This window comes from Moraxella macacae 0408225, assembly GCF_000320365.1.
GTDB lineage: Bacteria > Pseudomonadota > Gammaproteobacteria > Pseudomonadales > Moraxellaceae > Faucicola > Faucicola macacae.
The window spans coordinates 427,021-443,943 of sequence record NZ_ANIN01000001.1; the positions used below are offsets into that span (position 1 = coordinate 427,021).

A 16,923-nucleotide genomic window follows, 5' to 3' on the forward strand; every position below is an offset into this window, starting at 1 on the left:
TGTTTTAATTGGCAATTAATAAAAACCAATCATGGGTAATTTCTATCCATGTTATTTTTAACCACTTATTCTTTAATAAGCCAGCTATTCTTTTATAAATTAGATTTTAAAAAGCACACCATGTCAATTTTTCGTTTTTTTGAAACCCGCTTAAACCCTTATCCTGATGATGATTATAAACTGCCAACCGATAATTTTTTAAAATTTTTATGGGCGTGTACCAAAGGGCTTCGTGGTTGGATTTTTACACTCATGTTGTTAACCGCTCTTATTGGTATGTATGAGGCTATGCTGTTTGCGTGGATTGGCAATATTGTAGACTGGCTTGGATCTTATACGCCCGAACAATTGTTTGCCAAAAAAGGTGATCAGTTGATAATGATGATAAGTGTGATTGCGATCAGTCCTTTTGTTGTTGGATTAAGTTCACTCATTCATTTTCAGACCATTCAAGGCGTATTTCCCATGCAAATGCGATGGCGGTTTCACAGGCAAATGCTTGGACAGTCTATGCAATTTTACCAAGATGAATTTTCAGGGCGTGTATCTGCAAAAGTTATGCAAACTGCGCTTGCGGTGCGTGATACGATTATGACAATTGCGGATATGTTTGTGTATGTTATTGTCTATTTTGTCAGTAGTGGCGTGATTTTAGCGAGCCTTGATAGTTGGTTGTTATTACCGTTTGTCATATGGCTTGTGTGTTTTGTTGCCACGATTGGCTATTTTATTCCAAAACTAAAAGCATCTGCCAGTCGTCAAGCTGATGCCCGTGCTTTGATGACAGGACGTGTTACCGATGCGTATTCTAATATTATGACGGTCAAGCTGTTTAGTCATTCTCGCCGTGAATTGCAGTACGCCAAAGATGCGATGGGGCAATTTATGGATACGGTACATGATCAAATGCACTGGGTGAGTAAACTTGAATTTATCAACCATACCATTAACGTGTTGCTTGTTGGTAGTACGGCGGTTTTGGCTGTGTATCTGTGGGCGTATCATGATTTGACTGTGGGGGTAATTGCAGCTGCCACCGCTATGGCATTACGCTTAAATGGCTTAACTCACTGGGTTATGTGGCAAACGGCAGGGCTGTTTGAAAATATTGGCACAGTACAAGATGGCATGAAAACTTTGTCAAAACCACACAGTGTGGTAGACAAGCCCAATGCAACACAACTCATAGTCAAACACGGAGATATCGTCTTTCACAATGTTGATTTTTGTTATGATAAATCCACGCAAAAATTATTGGATAATTTTAACCTACATATAAAATCTGGTGAAAAAATCGGCTTGGTTGGTCGATCTGGAGCGGGCAAATCCACACTGGTGAATTTATTGTTACGCTTTTATGATATCAATGCTGGCAAAATTTTAATTGACAATCAAAACATAGCCCACGTTACTCAAGAATCGCTGCGTCAACACATTGGTATGGTTACCCAGGACACAAGCCTGTTGCACCGCAGTGTGCGTAACAATATCGCTTATGGCAAGCCCGATGCCACAGATGATGAAATTTGGCAAGCGGTAAAAAAAGCCCACGCCGATGAATTTGTGGCAAATCTATCCGATGCAAAAGGACAAACTGGACTTGACACACAAGTGGGCGAACGCGGTGTAAAACTTTCTGGCGGTCAGCGTCAACGCATTGCTATTGCACGTGTTATGCTAAAAAACGCACCGATTTTGTTGCTTGATGAAGCCACAAGTGCCTTAGACAGCGAAATAGAACACGCCATCACCACAAGCCTAAATGACATGATGGCTGGCAAAACCGTCATTGCCATTGCCCACCGTTTGTCTACCATTGCATCTATGGACAGGCTTATTGTTATGGATAAAGGGCGAATCGTTGAGATGGGCAGTCATGATGAATTGTTGCAATTACAAGGCGTATACGCACGGCTATGGGCAAGACAAAGTGGCGGTTTTTTAGGTGAAGATGAGTGATTGAATCAACATCAAACCATTAAACCGCTTTTGCCAATGTTTTGGCTTTTTCACCGATGGCGTCTTTTTCATTGCTCATTTGGTCGCATTTATTTGGATCGTTGCCACAAAATTGACAAAATTCATCGCCCATCAGATTTGCCACGCCACCACACGATCCTTTTAGCGGTTGTTTTTTGACCAAATAACCAACACCCAAACACAAAAAAAACAAGGCAAATACCGAAAATGTGATAAAAAACATGGGTAAAAATTGGTTTAACATAATCGCTCTCAATGTGTTAATTTTCGTTTATCTATTACAATATATAATCTATTACAATATATTACTTCGTTTATTTGATAAGATAAGTTGTCAATTTAACATCAAATTTACCAGTTTGCAAATCGTTTGTGCAAAAAATTAGACTGGTTTGGTTTGTTTATTATGCAAAATTGCACTGCCAATCGTCGATCCAATTACCATAACCACACCGATCGCACTTAGCCATTGTAGTTTTTCGCCCAAAATCAACATAGCAAACAACACGCCAAACACAGGTTCAAGCACAATGAGCATCGCTGACATTTTGGTGGGTGTAGATTGTAAGCCTTTATTAAACAACCAATACGCAAGCCAACTACACGCCACGCCCAAATACAGCACCGCACCAAATGCAAGCGGATTAACAGGCTGTAAAAAAACCGCCCAACTTTCGGTAAAAACCAAACTAAACGGTATACAAACCAAAGCTCCAAGCACCAAAATCATCGCAGTATAAATCTTAGCATCTATTTGTTGCATAACATCTTTGCCCCAAAACATAGAAAACACAAACGCAAGCCCTGCCAAAATCAGCAACAACGAGCCAAACACACTCACCGTGCCATCTAAGCTGCCACCTGTAACCAACAACACAATGCCAAAAAATGCCAATCCACCCAATACCCAATCATACCAATGGTTTTTTTGCCCAAAAAATAACGCCCCAATTAACATAACAAACAACGGCTCTGCTCCCACAATCGTTACCGCACTGGATGCCGATGTGTATTTTAAGCCAACAAATTGTAACATGAGTGCAATTGGAAAATTTAACAAAGCCAGCAGCCACAGTTTTTTGGATAAAGCCTTGTCAATTTGGCGATAATGCTTGACAAAAACTGGCAGTGCAATACAACCTGCAATCAACAGCCGAAACTGCACTGTTAGCACAGGATCAAAGGCGGTATAAGCGTATTTGCCCGCGGTAAATGAACTTGCCCAAATTAATAATGCCAAAATCATATACCACATTTTTTCTCTGCCTATTTTTTAGTTTTTTTAAAAAAGTTTATTAAAAATAAAACGATTTCGTCCAATAAAATCACTTATCAAAAATATCAATCACACCGATATTTGACAAAACAAGTAAACCAAGTAAACTTAGTTGTGTTAAAATCAATCATTAACCGTCAAGCAAAAAGCCTGACAAACAAGGCATTAATTATGTCATATATCACATAAGATAACAACCAAGTACCAACAAACAAGTACCAACAAGGAAAGCCTATGCAAATTTTAAACAGCCAAAACGCCGATTTTAATCAACAATTAACCAATTTACTCGCTTTTGAAACGGTAAATGACCAAAAACTTTTAGCCGCCGTTGATGACATTATTGCCAAAGTTCGCCATGGCGGTGATGATACTGTTTTAGCACTTACCCAAAAGTTTGATAATCACCCTGCCAGCACTTTTGGTGAATTAAGCATTGACAAATCCGCACTCAAACACGCTTTTGACAATTTATCAGCCGATGTCAAGCAAGCTCTAGAGTTATCCGCCAATCGCATCAAAACCTTTCACCAAAAACAAATCCAAGACAGTTGGAGTTTTACCGATGAACTTGGCAACACACTTGGACAAAAAATCACCCCCTTAGATAAAGTTGGCATTTATGTGCCGGGCGGTTTGGCAAGTTATCCATCAAGCGTCTTGATGAACGCCATTCCTGCCAAAGTTGCCGGCGTCGGTGAGATTATTATGGTCGTGCCTGCCCCAAACGGCGTGTTAAATCCGTTGGTATTGGCGGCGGCTTTTTTGGCAGGGGTGGATACCGTATTTACCATCGGCGGGGCTCAAGCGGTGGCGGCGTTGGCATACGGCACACAAACCATTCCAAAAGTGGATAAAATCACAGGGCCTGGCAACAAATACGTCGCCGCTGCCAAACGAGCGGTGTTTGGACAAGTGGGCATTGACATGATAGCAGGGCCGTCGGAAGTTTTGGTGTATGCTGAAGGAGCGGAAAATGACAGGGCCGATTGGCTTGCCATGGATTTGTTGTCGCAAGCGGAGCATGACAGCGTGGCTCAAGCGATTTTTGTTACCACAAGTGAAACTTTATTAAACCAAGTTAAAGAGCAAATTAACAAAGCCTTACAAACCTTGCCAAAAGCCGAGATTGCCAAACAAGCCCTTGCCAGTCGTGGGGCGTTGATTTTGGTCAAAAACCGAAGCGAGGCGATTGCTGTGATTAACCAAATTGCCCCAGAACATTTAGAATTATCCGTTGACGATCCGGACAACATGCTAAAAGACATTCGTCATGCCGGGGCGATTTTTATGGGGCGGTTTACCCCTGAAGCGATTGGTGATTATTGTGCCGGGGCAAATCATGTATTGCCAACATCAGGCACGGCACGCTTTAGCTCACCGCTTGGGGTGTATGATTTTACCAAAAAATCGTCAATCATTCATTGCACCAAAACGGGCAGTCAATTGCTTGCCAAAACCGCAGACATTTTGGCAACCGAAGAAAACTTACAAGCCCACGCACTGTCAGCAAGGCTTCGCACCATGTAACAACCTAAACAAGTTTTTTGAAAATGAGTAACAACCTAAATTTTACCGTATCAGCAAAAACCCCACAAAAAAGCATTGCTTTTTTTGTAAGATTTGTTATTGTATTTAGTTAATTTACGTTTTGGTAAGCAATTCATTTTTATGATAGAACTATTAACCGATCCATCGGCGTGGCTAGGACTTGCTACGCTTGTCGTCCTTGAAATTGTGCTTGGCATTGACAACCTTGTTTTTATTGCAATTTTAGCCAACAAATTACCACCAAATCTGCGTGCCAAGGCTCGTAACTTAGGGCTTGGTTTGGCTTTGGTTATGCGCTTGATATTACTTTCTATGATGTCATGGCTGATTACGTTAACCGATCCGATTGTTACTTATGCCAGTTTTGCTTTGTCGGTACGCGATGTTATTTTAATCATCGGTGGCTTATTTTTGTTGTTTAAAGCCACGCACGAACTACACGAAAAACTGGAGGGCAAACCTGAAAACACGAACGAAAGCCAAGTTTATGCAGGTTTTTGGGCGGTGGTCGCTCAGATAGTCATCTTAGATGCGGTATTTTCTTTTGACGCTGTGATTACCGCCGTTGGCATGGTAAAACACCTTGAAATTATGATGATGGCAGTCATTATTGCTATGGGCGTTATGGTGATTGCGGCCAAATCTTTGACTGCGTTTGTCGGCAAACACCCAACTGTGGTGATTTTATGCTTAAGTTTTTTATTGATGATAGGTTTTAGTTTGATCGTCGAGGGTTTGGGCTTTCATATTCCAAAAGGTTATCTATATGCTGCAATTGGTTTTTCCATTGTGATTGAAATGTTTAACCAATTTGCTCAACGCAACCGCACCAAATACGAAAATCAAATTCCCATTCGCGATCGCACAGCCGATGCCATTTTAAAATTAATGGGCGGAAAAACCCAACAAGAAAACACCCTAACCCAAACACCCGAACAAGAATTTGACTTAGACAGCCTACCTTTTGCTCAAGAAGAACGCTACATGATTAGCGGAGTATTGGCGTTAAATGACCGCGATGTACAGACTATCATGACACCGCGATCGGAAATTTCGTGGGTTAATATCAATGCCAGTCGCGATGAGATTCGTTTACAATTGTTAGATACGCCACACAGTTTATTCCCTGTTTGTCGTGATAGCATTGATAAAGTGTTGGGCGTGGTGCGTGCCAAAGACATTTTGGCCTTGCTAGAAAGTGGCGAAGCCGATATGGACAAAGCAATAAAACCACTGCTTGCAAAACAACAACCCGTGTTTGTTTCAGAAACGATTGATAACTTAAAGTTATTAAATATGCTAAAAAACGCCAAAGGCAACTTAGCCATGGTGATTGATGAATACGGTCAAGTGGCCGGACTTGTAACCCCTCTTGATGTGCTTGAGGCAATTGCAGGTGAATTTCCTGACGAAGATGAAACGCCAGAAATTATCAAAGTTGACAACACTTGGCTCGTAGAGGGTACAGCCAGTTTGCACCAATTGCGCCTTGAGTTAAATGATCCTGATTTATTGATAGATGCCGATCAGTTTACCATTGGAGGTTATTTGATTTCACAGTTGGCCGATATGCCAGAAGTTGGCAATACGCTTGAGATTGAAGGGTTGTTATTCACAATTTTACAAACCTCACAATCAAGAATTTTAAAACTAAAAGTAGAAAAGCCAGTTTTTGTTGATTAAAAAACTTAAATCCCAAAAAATAAAATCCCCAACATTACATCGGGGATTTTTAATTTTTTTCAGACAATTCAGACAAATAAGCTAAAGTTACCCTTTAACACTGCTTAACACTCGTTTGGCAAAAATCACCACAGCACTGACAAACAACGCCAAACCAATCAGCTCCGCCGTCGTTTCCCAATTTTCAAGTCCCAATGCCAACGGTGAATCCGAACCTCCCGTTGTTACCGATCCTGCAATGATAAATGCCAAAATCACCCCAATTAAGCTCTCACCAACAATCAGACCTGCGGCAAATAGCGTGCCTGAACGTTCGGCATTTTTTAGGTTAATTTTGCGATTGTTGTCATTGCTGCGTTTGGCAATGTGAGATTTAATCCACCATGCCAACACAGTACCGATAAAAATTGGCATATTTACCGAAGGCGGCAAATAAATCCCCATACCAACTGCCAACACAGGCAAACTGTAACGTGCGTTGGAATTTTTACGCAGCAGGATATCCACAACAATCAACACCACGCCAATCATCACACCAATCAGAATGTAATTCCACTGCAAATTATGGGCCAAAAATTCCTTTGGCAATCGTCGTCATCAAGGTGGCTTGTGGCGCACCCAGTGCTTGGCTTTCGTCCATACCCGCACGCGGCATCGCACCGGTAAACCCATACGCATTGTACAACAAATCCAACACAGGGGCTATCACCAACGCACCGACCACACAGCCGATAATCAAGGCAATTTGTTGACGCCAAGGCGTAGCTTTTACCAAATAGCCTGTTTTTAGATCTTGCAAATTGTCATTGGAGATTGTAGCCACACACAGTACCGCCGAACCACAAAACAATGCCAATGCGGTAATAAATTGTCCATCTGCTTGTGTTAACAATTCAGGGTTTATATTGCCAATCATCAATAAGACAAGCGAGATAACCACAATAGAAATAATGCCAATGCCTGAAATTGGACTTGATGACGAACCCACAAGCCCTGCCATATAACCACAAGCAGCCGCCACCAAAAAACCAATACCAAAGGTTAAAATCGTACACACAATCACCAAAAGCCACGCCATACCGCTAGGAATACTGCTGGCTGACACAAATTGATAAAACGTTAATGCCAAAATCAACATCATACCGATCATGTAACCGATCATAGCTTTTGGTGATAAATCTTGTTCAACACGGCTTAAGTTGTTATTGCTACCGCCTTTTAATGCACGCACCGACAGTTTTAACCCCTCAAGCATGGGTTTTAATAACGTAATCAAAGTCCAAATCGCTGCAATGCCAATCGTCCCTGCACCAATAAAACGCACTTTTTCTTTCCAAAGTTGCATCGCAAACGGTATCATTTGCACATCATCAGGCTGAGGTATCTGACTGCTAAGCACAGGCACAGCTATGCCCCACGCAATAACAATCCCAAGCAAAATTGCCAAACCGCCTGCCAAACCAACCAAATAACCCGCTCCAAGCAGTGCAACTGAAAAACCAATTGGCAACTGAAAAATCGCACCGCCAATTTTAAACCAATAACTGGCTGCATCGGCTGATACTTTTAAAGCATTGGTCAAAAAACTCACCGATCCTGCAAACAATGCCCCAATACCGATCTCTTTAATCCCTGTGTTTTGATTTTGCCCTGTATTTTGCTCTGCGTTTTGCTCTGCGTTTTGTTTGGCGTGAGTGGCAGCTGCATTGTCATCATCTTCTACAATGCCCTCGCCTGCCTTTAAAATTTCAGCGGCCGCCACACCCTCAGGATAAGGCAAATCACTGTTCACCACCATCGCATAACGCAGTGGAATGGTAAAAATCACCCCCAAAATTCCACCGCCGATACACAAAAACGCGGTTTGCCAAAACGGAAAACCCGTCCAATACCCCACCATTAACAGTGCAGGCAACATAAAAATAATCGACGACAACGTCCCTGCTGCAGATGCTTGAGTCTGCACCATGTTATTTTCCAAAATATTACTGTCCTTGGCAAATTTTAAAATCGCCATAGAAATCACCGCCGCAGGAATTGACGATGCAAAAGTCAACCCCACTTTTAATCCTAAATACACGTTGGATGCGGTAAATACCACCGTGATTAACGCCCCCAAAATCATGCCACGCAAGGTTAACTCACGATAATTGGCATAAGGATCGGACTGTGTCATTTTTGTCATAGACATCTCTCCAAGATAAGAATTTGTATTCACAACATTTTTGCAATAAAAACAAATTCGTATTCCATTAAACATTTGTTATCATAAAATTGCAACAAAAACTTCATCGTGCAAGGTTATAAATACAAGTCCTAAAGCAAAACTTAAACAAAATAATCAATTATACGCAATTTTTACTGCTTTGTCGCTTCTTTTATAAAATTGCAATTACAAATATAAAATTACAATCACAAAAACAAAAACCCAAGTTTTTGCATGCTTTAATTTTTGCCAAAAAAAACCAGCTCAAGTTGAACTGGTTTGACAAAAAAACAAAACCGCCCAATATCAGCTATTTTTTTGTACCATATAATCAACAGCGGCTTTAATATCGGCATCAGGGGCGGTGCTTGTGCCTTTTGGTGGCATTGTGCCTGATTTGCCCGTAAATCCTTCAATGGCGTGTTTATAAAGTATGTCTTTACCTTGTGCAATGCGTGGTGCCCAGTTGGCTTTATCGCCAGTTTTTGGTGCACCTAACACACCTGTGTCATGGCAAGTTTTACATGTGGTGTTGTAGAGTTTTTCACCCACTGAACCATCGTTTGCGGTCGCGGTTTCGTTTTTTGGAGCTGTAGGTGCAGCAACCGATGCAATCGGTGTTGCAGGTTCTTTGGCTTGTGGAGGTGGATTGTTTGCACGAGCGATCTCGCCTTGCTCAGCAGCAATGTCTTCGGTGGCATGGTGGGCGGTATCGTGATCGTGCTTGCTACAAGCGGTTAAGGTCAGACTCACTGCCAAAAAACTTGCCATTACAATGGGTAATTTTGGTGCCATGTTGGTATCCTCGAAAAAGATGTTAGCGGTTGGCTGTTAAACTTGACTTATTATAGCACTTTTTTTAACGCGTTACAGCATTGTAACCTTAAAACCCTATTCTTGAAAAGGATTTTTCAGCAAAAAACAAAAAAACTTGGCAACAACCGCTAAAATCATGAAAAATATTGACTTTTTTTAACAAAAATGCTATAGTTTTTATTTTATCCTAATCTGAAGCTGATGCCTTGTTGGCACACAAGGCTAAATAACTTACGATACAGCCAGATTAATGATCCTTGCCATAAACTTTATTAGACTTAAAGGAGTCTTCATGCCAGCAGTTAAGGTAAAAGAAAACGAACCGGTTGATATCGCTATCCGCCGTTTTAAACGTGCGTGTGAAAAAGCAGGCATTTTAGCAGATGTTCGCAAACACGAATTTTACGAAAAACCCACGCAAGAGCGTAAACGCAAAAAAGCGGCCGCGGTAAAACGTTACAAAAAGAAAGTATCTCGTGAATCTATCCGCACCACGCGTCTTTACTAATTTGGCTTGATGGTTTCAACCGTTTGACTTATACGTTTTAATTTATACGTTTAACTCATAGCTAAATTTTATCTTAAGATGACAAAAGCCACTTTTTAAAGTGGTTTTTTTATTGACAAACCCAACAAAAACCAAAATTGCCAAAAAAGGAAATCAAAATGTCCGCCTTAAAAAACGCCTTAAACGACACGCTAAAAACCGCCATGAAAGCTCGCGAACTAGAAAAAGTAAAAGTATTGCGCAATGTGCAAGCAGTCATCAAACAAATTGAAATTGATCGTCAAATGACACTTGATGATACAGGGGTGCTTGAGATTTTACAAAAACAAACCAAACAACGTCAAGAATCATTGGCAATTTTTACCGCCAATGGCCGCGAAGATTTGGCACAAAAAGAACAGTTTGAAATTGATATTATCAGCGAATTTTTGCCACAAGCAATGAGCGAAGATGACATCACAGCCTTGGTAAATGCTGAAATTAGCAAGCAAGGAGCAACGTCCATGCAACAAATGGGCAGCGTCATGAATGCATTAAAAGCACAAACTGCAGGGCGTGCCGATCCAGCAATTATTTCAAAACTGGTAAAACAAGCCTTACAAGGCTAAATTCATTAAACAAATTCATTAAACAATTGTTAAACGGATTGTAGGTAGATTTTACAATTTTTTGCAATTGATATTTTTTGCATTGACACTAAAAAAACCCAACACAGTTGTTGGGTTTTTGTAAAGGCTGTCTTAATCAACCGCCACACTTAACCACCAAAATTATCAAGCATGATGTTTTCATCTTCCACACCCAACGATTTGAGCATTTTGATAACCGCATCATTCATCACAGGTGGCCCACACATATAAAACTCGCAATCTTCTGGAGCTGGGTGATCTTTTAGATATTCTTCATAAAGTACATTATGAATAAAGCCTGTGTAACCGTCCCAGTTATCCTCCGGCATCGGATCGGAAAGTGCAACATGCCACTCAAAATTGTCAAATTTTTCTTGCAAACCGTCGTAATCTTCCACATAGAACATTTCACGTTTGCTTCTTGCACCATACCAAAAGCTGATTTTGCGATCTGAATTGAGCCGTTTTAATTGGTCAAAAATATGCGAACGCATCGGTGCCATGCCTGCTCCACCGCCAATAAAAATCATCTCGTTTTTGGTTTCTTTGGCAAAAAATTCACCATAAGGCCCAGATACAGTAACTTTATCACCCGGTTTTAGGCTAAATACCCACGATGACATTTTGCCAGGTGGAATGCCCTCGCCGCCACGCGGTGGTGGACTTGCAATACGGATATTAAATTTGATGATGCCTTTTTCATCAGGATAATTTGCCATAGAATAGGCTCGGATAACAGGTTCTTCTACTTTTGAGACATATTGCCAAAGGTTAAATTTATCCCAATCTTCGTGATATTCTTTGTCAATGACAAAATCTTTGTAGTTCACCTCATGCGGTGGGGCTTCAAGTTGTACATAGCCGCCTGCACGGAAATTAACCTCTTCGCCCTCTGGAATTTTAAGCACCAATTCTTTGATAAAAGTTGCAACATTGTCATTAGAAACAACCTCACACTCCCACTTTTTAACATCAAAAAATTCAGGATCAATTTCAATTGCCATGTCTTGTTTGACCGCCACTTGGCAAGCAAGGCGCATATTATCACGAATTTCGCCTTGGGTAAAATGCCCCTCTTCGGTTGGTAAAATATCACCACCGCCTGAAATTACCTTACAGCGACACTGGCCACATGTACCGCCACCGCCACACGCTGACGACAAAAAAATCCCTTCAGATGCAAGGGTTTGTAACAATTTACCCCCTGCTTCCACCGAAATGTTGTTGTCAGGATTTTCATTAATATTAATGTTGACTTTACCTGTGTTCACAAGCTTGCCACGTGCGACCAAAATGACCGCCACAAAGCTCATGATGATAACTGTGAACATGGCAACGCCACCAAATACAGTTGCAAATTGCATAGCGCCTCCTTATAATGACATACCACCAAAAGACATAAAGCCTAAAGCCATAAGCCCTGCGGTGATAAACGTAATGCCAAGTCCACGCAACGGTGCAGGCACATCAGAGTATTTTAGTTTTTCGCGGATGCCCGCCATTGCCGTAATTGCCAATGCCCAACCAAGCCCTGAACTAAAGCCATAAACCAACGACTCGCTAAAGTTATAATCACGCTCAACCATAAACAGCACACCACCCATAATCGCGCAGTTAACCGTAATCAGTGGCAAGAAAATCCCCAAAGCGTTATACAAACTTGGCATGAATTTGTCCAAAAACATCTCCATGATCTGCACAACCGCTGCAATTAAAGCAATATAGCTTAAAAAACCCAGAAAACTTAAATCCGTGTTTGGAAAACCCGCCCAAGCCAATGCGCCATCTTTTAACAAATATTGGTATAACAAATTGTTCAAAGGCACGGTAATGCCCATAACCACCACAACGGCAATACCAAGCCCCAAGGCCGTTGACACTTTTTTTGACACAGCAATAAAAGTACACATACCAAAAAAGTATGCCAATGCCATATTTTGGATAAAGACAGACGTAATAAATAAACTAATATAATGTTCCATTATCCAACTCCTTATTTGCCACTTTTATCACGATGCGGATCGCAAGCGGTATGCAACATTGCTTTAGATTGTGGTTTCATGACAAATTCAGCAGGTTCAATATGCTGTTTTTGACGCATACGCAACAAGGCAATAAACAGTGCAATCACAAAAAACGCCGATGGAGGCAATAACAACAAACCATTTGGCACATACCAACCACCATCGGTTACTTTTTGTAAAATCTGAATGTCAAACAACGAACCATTGCCAAAAAACTCACGCACAACCGCCACCAAAAACAGCAAAACCGAATAACCCAGCCCATTACCCAAGCCATCTAAAAAACTTGGCACAGGCGGATTACTCATTGCAAAAGCCTCAGCACGCCCCATCACAATACAGTTGGTGATAATCAGACCAATAAAAACCGACAATGCTTTACTCACTTCATAAAGCAATGCTTTTAACACCTGATCAACCACAATAACAAGCGATGCAATGACCACCATTTGTACAATAATACGAATACTGGACGGAATTTTATTGCGCAAAATAGAAATGAAAAAGCTTGAAAATGCCGTAACCAATGTCAATGCAATACCCATAACTAAGGCATTTTTAATACTAATCGTTACTGCCAATGCTGAACAAATACCCAATACTTGCACAGCAATTGGGTTGTTTTGAACGATTGGCGTTGTCAAAATTTTCTTTAGATCGTTTGCCATGATTAACCCCCTTGTTTGGTATTACGCAGATTGTCTAAAAAGGGCTTATAACCACGCTCCCCCAACCAAAACTGGATCATATTATTCACACCACTGCTGGTAATGGAAGCCCCCGTAATGCCATCAACATAGTTAGGCGTAGGTTTTGGTGAGCCTGATTTTACCACACCAGTTACAACCTTACCGCTATCATCATAGGCTTTTTTGTCCGTCCATAAAGCTCGCCATTTTGGCTCTTCAATCAAAGCACCAAGCCCTGGGGTTTCTTTATGTTGGTAAAAACTAATGCCCTCAATGGTATTAATGTCATTTTTAAGGGTTAAAAAACCGTAAATCTGCCCCCAAAGTCCATAGCCATTAATGGGTAAGATCACATTTTTTAAGTTGCCTTGTTCATCATTTAACAAATAAACTTTGGCATATTTTGGCAATGCCCCAACACGAGCGGGATCATTGCCCTTTAAATCAATGTTGGTGCTTGTGTCTTTTGATGCTTTGACCACATCGTAAGTATTAACATCGTTAATATTGGCGGATTTGAGTTCTTCATCGGTTGCAAATGTACCTTTTTGCATGTCAATCAATCTAACCTCAACATTTTGAAAACGCGTTTGTACATCATCGACACTGTCTTTGGTTGGATCAAATAAATTGGCCGCCATCAAAATATTTTTGTTGCGATCGGTTTCAATGTTTTTGGTTTGTTGTGGTTTCATCGCAATTGCAGCCACAGACACCAAAATAGAACACACCAAGCACAATACAAATGCCACCACAATCGTGCGTACATTGCTATCTTTATTGCTGGACATAACGTTTTCTCCGTTTGATATTGGCTTGAGTAACAAAGTAATCAAAAAGCGGCGCGAACAAGTTGGCAAATAAAATCGCAAGCATAATGCCCTCTGGGAAGGCTGGATTAATCACGCGTATAATTACCGTCATAAACCCAATTAAAATCCCATACCACCAACGTCCGACATTCGTCATCGCAGCCGAAACAGGATCGGTTGCCATAAACACCATGCCAAATGCAAAACCACCAAGCACAAAATGCCACCAAAACGGCATCATCTGTAGTGCATTGTTTGGATTGCCAAAGATGTTAAACAACAAACTTGTGGCTATCATACCAACCATCACGCCTGCCATAATTCGCCACGAGGCAATTTTTGTCCACAATAAACCCACTGCACCGATCAAAATTGCCAAGGTCGATACTTCACCAACAGAACCTTGCATGTTGCCCAAAAACGCATTCGCCCAGGTTAACGTTTGATCAAAACCATTGTTAAACGCATGAGACATTGTGCCAATTGCAGACTGCCCTAAAGGTGTAGCCCCTGTATAACCATCTACCGCCGCCCATACTGCATCGCCTGAAATGCTTGCAGGATACGCAAAATACAAAAACGCCCGCCCTGCCAATGCAGGATTAAGAAAGTTTTTACCCGTACCGCCAAACACCTCTTTGGCAACCACAACCCCAAAAGTAATTCCAAGTGCCACTTGCCATAGCGGAATGCTGGCTGGCAAAGTTAATGCAAACAAAATAGAGGTAACGAAAAAACCCTCGTTGACTTCATGTTTGCGATAAACAGCAAACACAGTCTCCCAAAAAATCCCCACAACAAAAGTTACGATATAAATCGGTAAAAATTGCATCGCCCCATAAGCAAAACTGGCCAAAATACTCTCTGCATTATAACCAAACAGATCGGTAATAATGGTTCGCCAACCAGAAGCGGTTGCACCTGTTTTTGCCATTGCCATCAGTGCTTGATGCCCTGTGTTGTACATGCCCCAAAACATTGCAGGAAATGCACACAACCACACAGTAATCATAATGCGTTTTAAGTCAATCCCATCACGCACATGCGATGCACTGTAACTTTTGTTTGCAGGCTGACGAAAAAACGTGTCAAACATCTCAAACACAGCAAAGTATTTTTCATACTTACCACCATGTGTAAAATGCGGCTCAGCCTTGTCAAACATATCATGAATAAATTTCAATGTTTAGCCCTCCTGTTCAATGCGTGTTAGATTGTCGCGCAAAATATCACCAAACTCGTATTTACCAGGACTTACAAACGTACACAAGGCCAAATCTTCTTCATCTAACTCAAGCACGCCCAAATCTTCTGCTACCAAGATATCTTCCACAATAATCGCACGCAACAACTGTGTTGCCAAAATATCCAATGGCATCACTTTTTCATAACTGCCAATTGGTACCATCGCACGAGGCGAACCGTTGGTACTGGTGGTCATGTTAAATTTTTTGTCTTTAAAAAATTGAGATAAATAAATTGGCATCACCGAAAAACGATTTTTGCCAAGGGTAAAAAAGTGCATGGCAGGGCGTTCGTGTCCTTCTGCCAATACCGATACTTGATAATGAAAACGCCCCAAAAAGTCCACGGTATCGACCGCTTTTCGTCCTGACAGCACCGAACCTGAAATGACACGGTTATCACCTTCGGCCAATTCGTTGTGCGTAAGTTCACTCAAACTTGCACCGCGATCAGTAACAATCAAGCGCGGTTTATTGACTGCAGGCCCTGCCAAACTTAGCATACGCACGGTATAAAGCTCGCCTGTGGTAAACAGTTTACCAAATGCAATCACATCTTGATAACCAATCGTCCACACGGTTACCCCACGCCCAACAGGTCGCAAAAAGTGAATGTGAGTCCCTGACAATCCTGCAGGGTGCACGCCTTGAAAACCGTGATAACTGACATTTGGCAACGTTACTTTTGCCACATCAGCACAGGCTTCATGACACACAAAAACCTTGTCGGTCAAACGTGATAGCACGGTAAGCCCATCATCAAACGCCTGCTGCTCTTCTTTTATCATCAGCATCGGATCAAAAGCCAGTGGGTTGGTATCCATCATATTCACAAAAATCGCCACAGGAGTACTGTCAACTTCAGGGGTACGACTAAACGGACGTGTACGAAATGCCGTCCACTCACCCGACTCAACCAACTGGTCAACCACACTTTCACGCGGTAGTTTGGCTAATTCATCTGACGGATATTGTCCAAATTTTTTGGTTGCAATGCTATTATCAACCTCGATAACAAGGCTTTCAAATACGCGACGCTCGCCACGATTAACCGCAACCACACGCCCCGATGCAGGTGCAGTAAACACCACGCCTTGGCGTTTTTTATCGGTAAAAACCGCCTGTCCTTTGGCAACGGTATCACCTTCTTGCACAAGCATAGATGGTTTCATACCGATATAGTCATAACCAATGAGTGCAACGTGCTTGGGATTAAACTGGCTAATGTCGCTACTATTGCTACTTGGCGAGCCACTAATGGGGATATCTAGCCCCTTTTTGATGGTAATCATAAGCAATCTTCTTATTTTGAAAAAAAGTCCAAAAATAATATTATGTTACATAAAAACATGCCACATAACACTAAGACAAACATCAAAAGCAAAAACTTTTCTATTTTGTATCAGTTTAATAAAAAAATATTACCTAACCAAACATTATACGGTAAAATTATGCAAAAATTCTAGCAAATATAGCTTTTCTTTTACACAAAACATCATTTTTTT

At 41.3% G+C, this 16,923-nt stretch carries 16 protein-coding genes; 5 read left to right on the forward strand and 11 right to left on the reverse strand.

Going from position 1 to position 16,923, the window contains the following annotated elements; translation table 11 throughout:
- Positions 1-120: 120 nt before the first annotated feature.
- On the forward strand, positions 121-1,959 hold the full coding sequence (locus MOMA_RS01915; protein ID WP_040624954.1) for an ABC transporter ATP-binding protein: 1,839 nt from the start codon (positions 121-123) through the stop codon (positions 1,957-1,959).
- Positions 1,960-1,978: 19 nt separating this feature from the next.
- On the opposite strand, the gene nqrM is transcribed toward MOMA_RS01915, so the two are convergent.
- Together nqrM and MOMA_RS01925 are read right to left on the reverse strand one after the other, a co-directional pair.
- Positions 1,979-2,224, reverse strand: a complete 246-nt coding sequence (nqrM, locus tag MOMA_RS01920) for a (Na+)-NQR maturation NqrM (protein ID WP_009766934.1) — start codon at positions 2,222-2,224, stop codon at positions 1,979-1,981.
- A 138-nt stretch (positions 2,225-2,362) separates the two neighbouring features.
- Positions 2,363-3,235, reverse strand: a complete 873-nt coding sequence (locus MOMA_RS01925) for a DMT family transporter (protein WP_009766935.1) — start codon at positions 3,233-3,235, stop codon at positions 2,363-2,365.
- A gap of 255 nt (positions 3,236-3,490) precedes the next feature.
- On the opposite strand from MOMA_RS01925, the gene hisD reads away from it, so the two are divergent.
- Complete coding sequence (gene hisD / locus MOMA_RS01930) at positions 3,491-4,786, forward strand: histidinol dehydrogenase (RefSeq protein ID WP_009766936.1); 1,296 nt, start codon at positions 3,491-3,493, stop codon at positions 4,784-4,786.
- Positions 4,787-4,927: 141 nt separating this feature from the next.
- Complete coding sequence (locus tag MOMA_RS01935) at positions 4,928-6,490, forward strand: TerC family protein (RefSeq protein ID WP_009766937.1); 1,563 nt, start codon at positions 4,928-4,930, stop codon at positions 6,488-6,490.
- A gap of 87 nt (positions 6,491-6,577) precedes the next feature.
- On the opposite strand, the gene MOMA_RS10020 is transcribed toward MOMA_RS01935, so the two are convergent.
- The 3 genes from MOMA_RS10020 to MOMA_RS01945 all read right to left on the reverse strand — a co-directional run bounded on the left by MOMA_RS10020 (position 6,578) and on the right by MOMA_RS01945 (position 9,491).
- On the reverse strand, positions 6,578-7,063 hold the full coding sequence (locus MOMA_RS10020) for an OPT/YSL family transporter (RefSeq protein ID WP_264622208.1): 486 nt from the start codon (positions 7,061-7,063) through the stop codon (positions 6,578-6,580).
- On the reverse strand, positions 7,053-8,675 hold the full coding sequence (locus tag MOMA_RS01940; RefSeq protein WP_009766939.1) for an OPT family oligopeptide transporter: 1,623 nt from the start codon (positions 8,673-8,675) through the stop codon (positions 7,053-7,055). Before MOMA_RS01940 ends, MOMA_RS10020 begins: the two co-directional genes overlap by 11 nt.
- Positions 8,676-9,002: 327 nt before the next feature.
- On the reverse strand, positions 9,003-9,491 hold the full coding sequence (locus MOMA_RS01945; RefSeq protein WP_009766940.1) for a c-type cytochrome: 489 nt from the start codon (positions 9,489-9,491) through the stop codon (positions 9,003-9,005).
- 313 nt (positions 9,492-9,804) lie between these two features.
- Between MOMA_RS01945 and rpsU the strand changes: the two genes are divergently transcribed.
- On the forward strand, positions 9,805-10,020 hold the full coding sequence (gene rpsU / locus MOMA_RS01950) for a 30S ribosomal protein S21 (protein WP_009766941.1): 216 nt from the start codon (positions 9,805-9,807) through the stop codon (positions 10,018-10,020).
- Positions 10,021-10,178: 158 nt separating this feature from the next.
- Positions 10,179-10,628 carry a GatB/YqeY domain-containing protein gene (locus tag MOMA_RS01955; RefSeq protein WP_009766942.1) on the forward strand — a complete coding sequence of 150 codons (450 nt, stop codon included), beginning with the start codon at positions 10,179-10,181 and terminating at the stop codon, positions 10,626-10,628.
- A gap of 149 nt (positions 10,629-10,777) precedes the next feature.
- On the opposite strand, the gene nqrF is transcribed toward MOMA_RS01955, so the two are convergent.
- From nqrF to MOMA_RS01985, 6 genes are read right to left on the reverse strand one after another with little or no spacing between them, the layout of a single operon-like run.
- The gene (nqrF, locus tag MOMA_RS01960; RefSeq protein ID WP_009766943.1) at positions 10,778-12,013 is read right to left on the reverse strand and encodes an NADH:ubiquinone reductase (Na(+)-transporting) subunit F; all 1,236 of its coding nucleotides are present in this window, start codon (positions 12,011-12,013) and stop codon (positions 10,778-10,780) included.
- Between the two features lie 9 nt (positions 12,014-12,022).
- The gene (nqrE, locus tag MOMA_RS01965; protein WP_009766944.1) at positions 12,023-12,631 is read right to left on the reverse strand and encodes an NADH:ubiquinone reductase (Na(+)-transporting) subunit E; all 609 of its coding nucleotides are present in this window, start codon (positions 12,629-12,631) and stop codon (positions 12,023-12,025) included.
- Positions 12,632-12,642: 11 nt separating this feature from the next.
- Positions 12,643-13,341, reverse strand: a complete 699-nt coding sequence (locus tag MOMA_RS01970; RefSeq protein WP_009766945.1) for an NADH:ubiquinone reductase (Na(+)-transporting) subunit D — start codon at positions 13,339-13,341, stop codon at positions 12,643-12,645.
- 2 nt (positions 13,342-13,343) lie between these two features.
- Complete coding sequence (locus tag MOMA_RS01975) at positions 13,344-14,153, reverse strand: Na(+)-translocating NADH-quinone reductase subunit C (RefSeq protein ID WP_009766946.1); 810 nt, start codon at positions 14,151-14,153, stop codon at positions 13,344-13,346.
- A complete protein-coding gene (locus MOMA_RS01980) occupies positions 14,140-15,357 on the reverse strand; it encodes an NADH:ubiquinone reductase (Na(+)-transporting) subunit B (protein WP_009766947.1) in 1,218 nt (405 codons plus the stop codon). The genes MOMA_RS01975 and MOMA_RS01980 overlap by 14 nt, the downstream gene beginning before the upstream one ends.
- A 3-nt stretch (positions 15,358-15,360) precedes the next feature.
- The gene (locus MOMA_RS01985; RefSeq protein ID WP_009766948.1) at positions 15,361-16,710 is read right to left on the reverse strand and encodes a Na(+)-translocating NADH-quinone reductase subunit A; all 1,350 of its coding nucleotides are present in this window, start codon (positions 16,708-16,710) and stop codon (positions 15,361-15,363) included.
- Positions 16,711-16,923 lie beyond the last annotated feature (213 nt).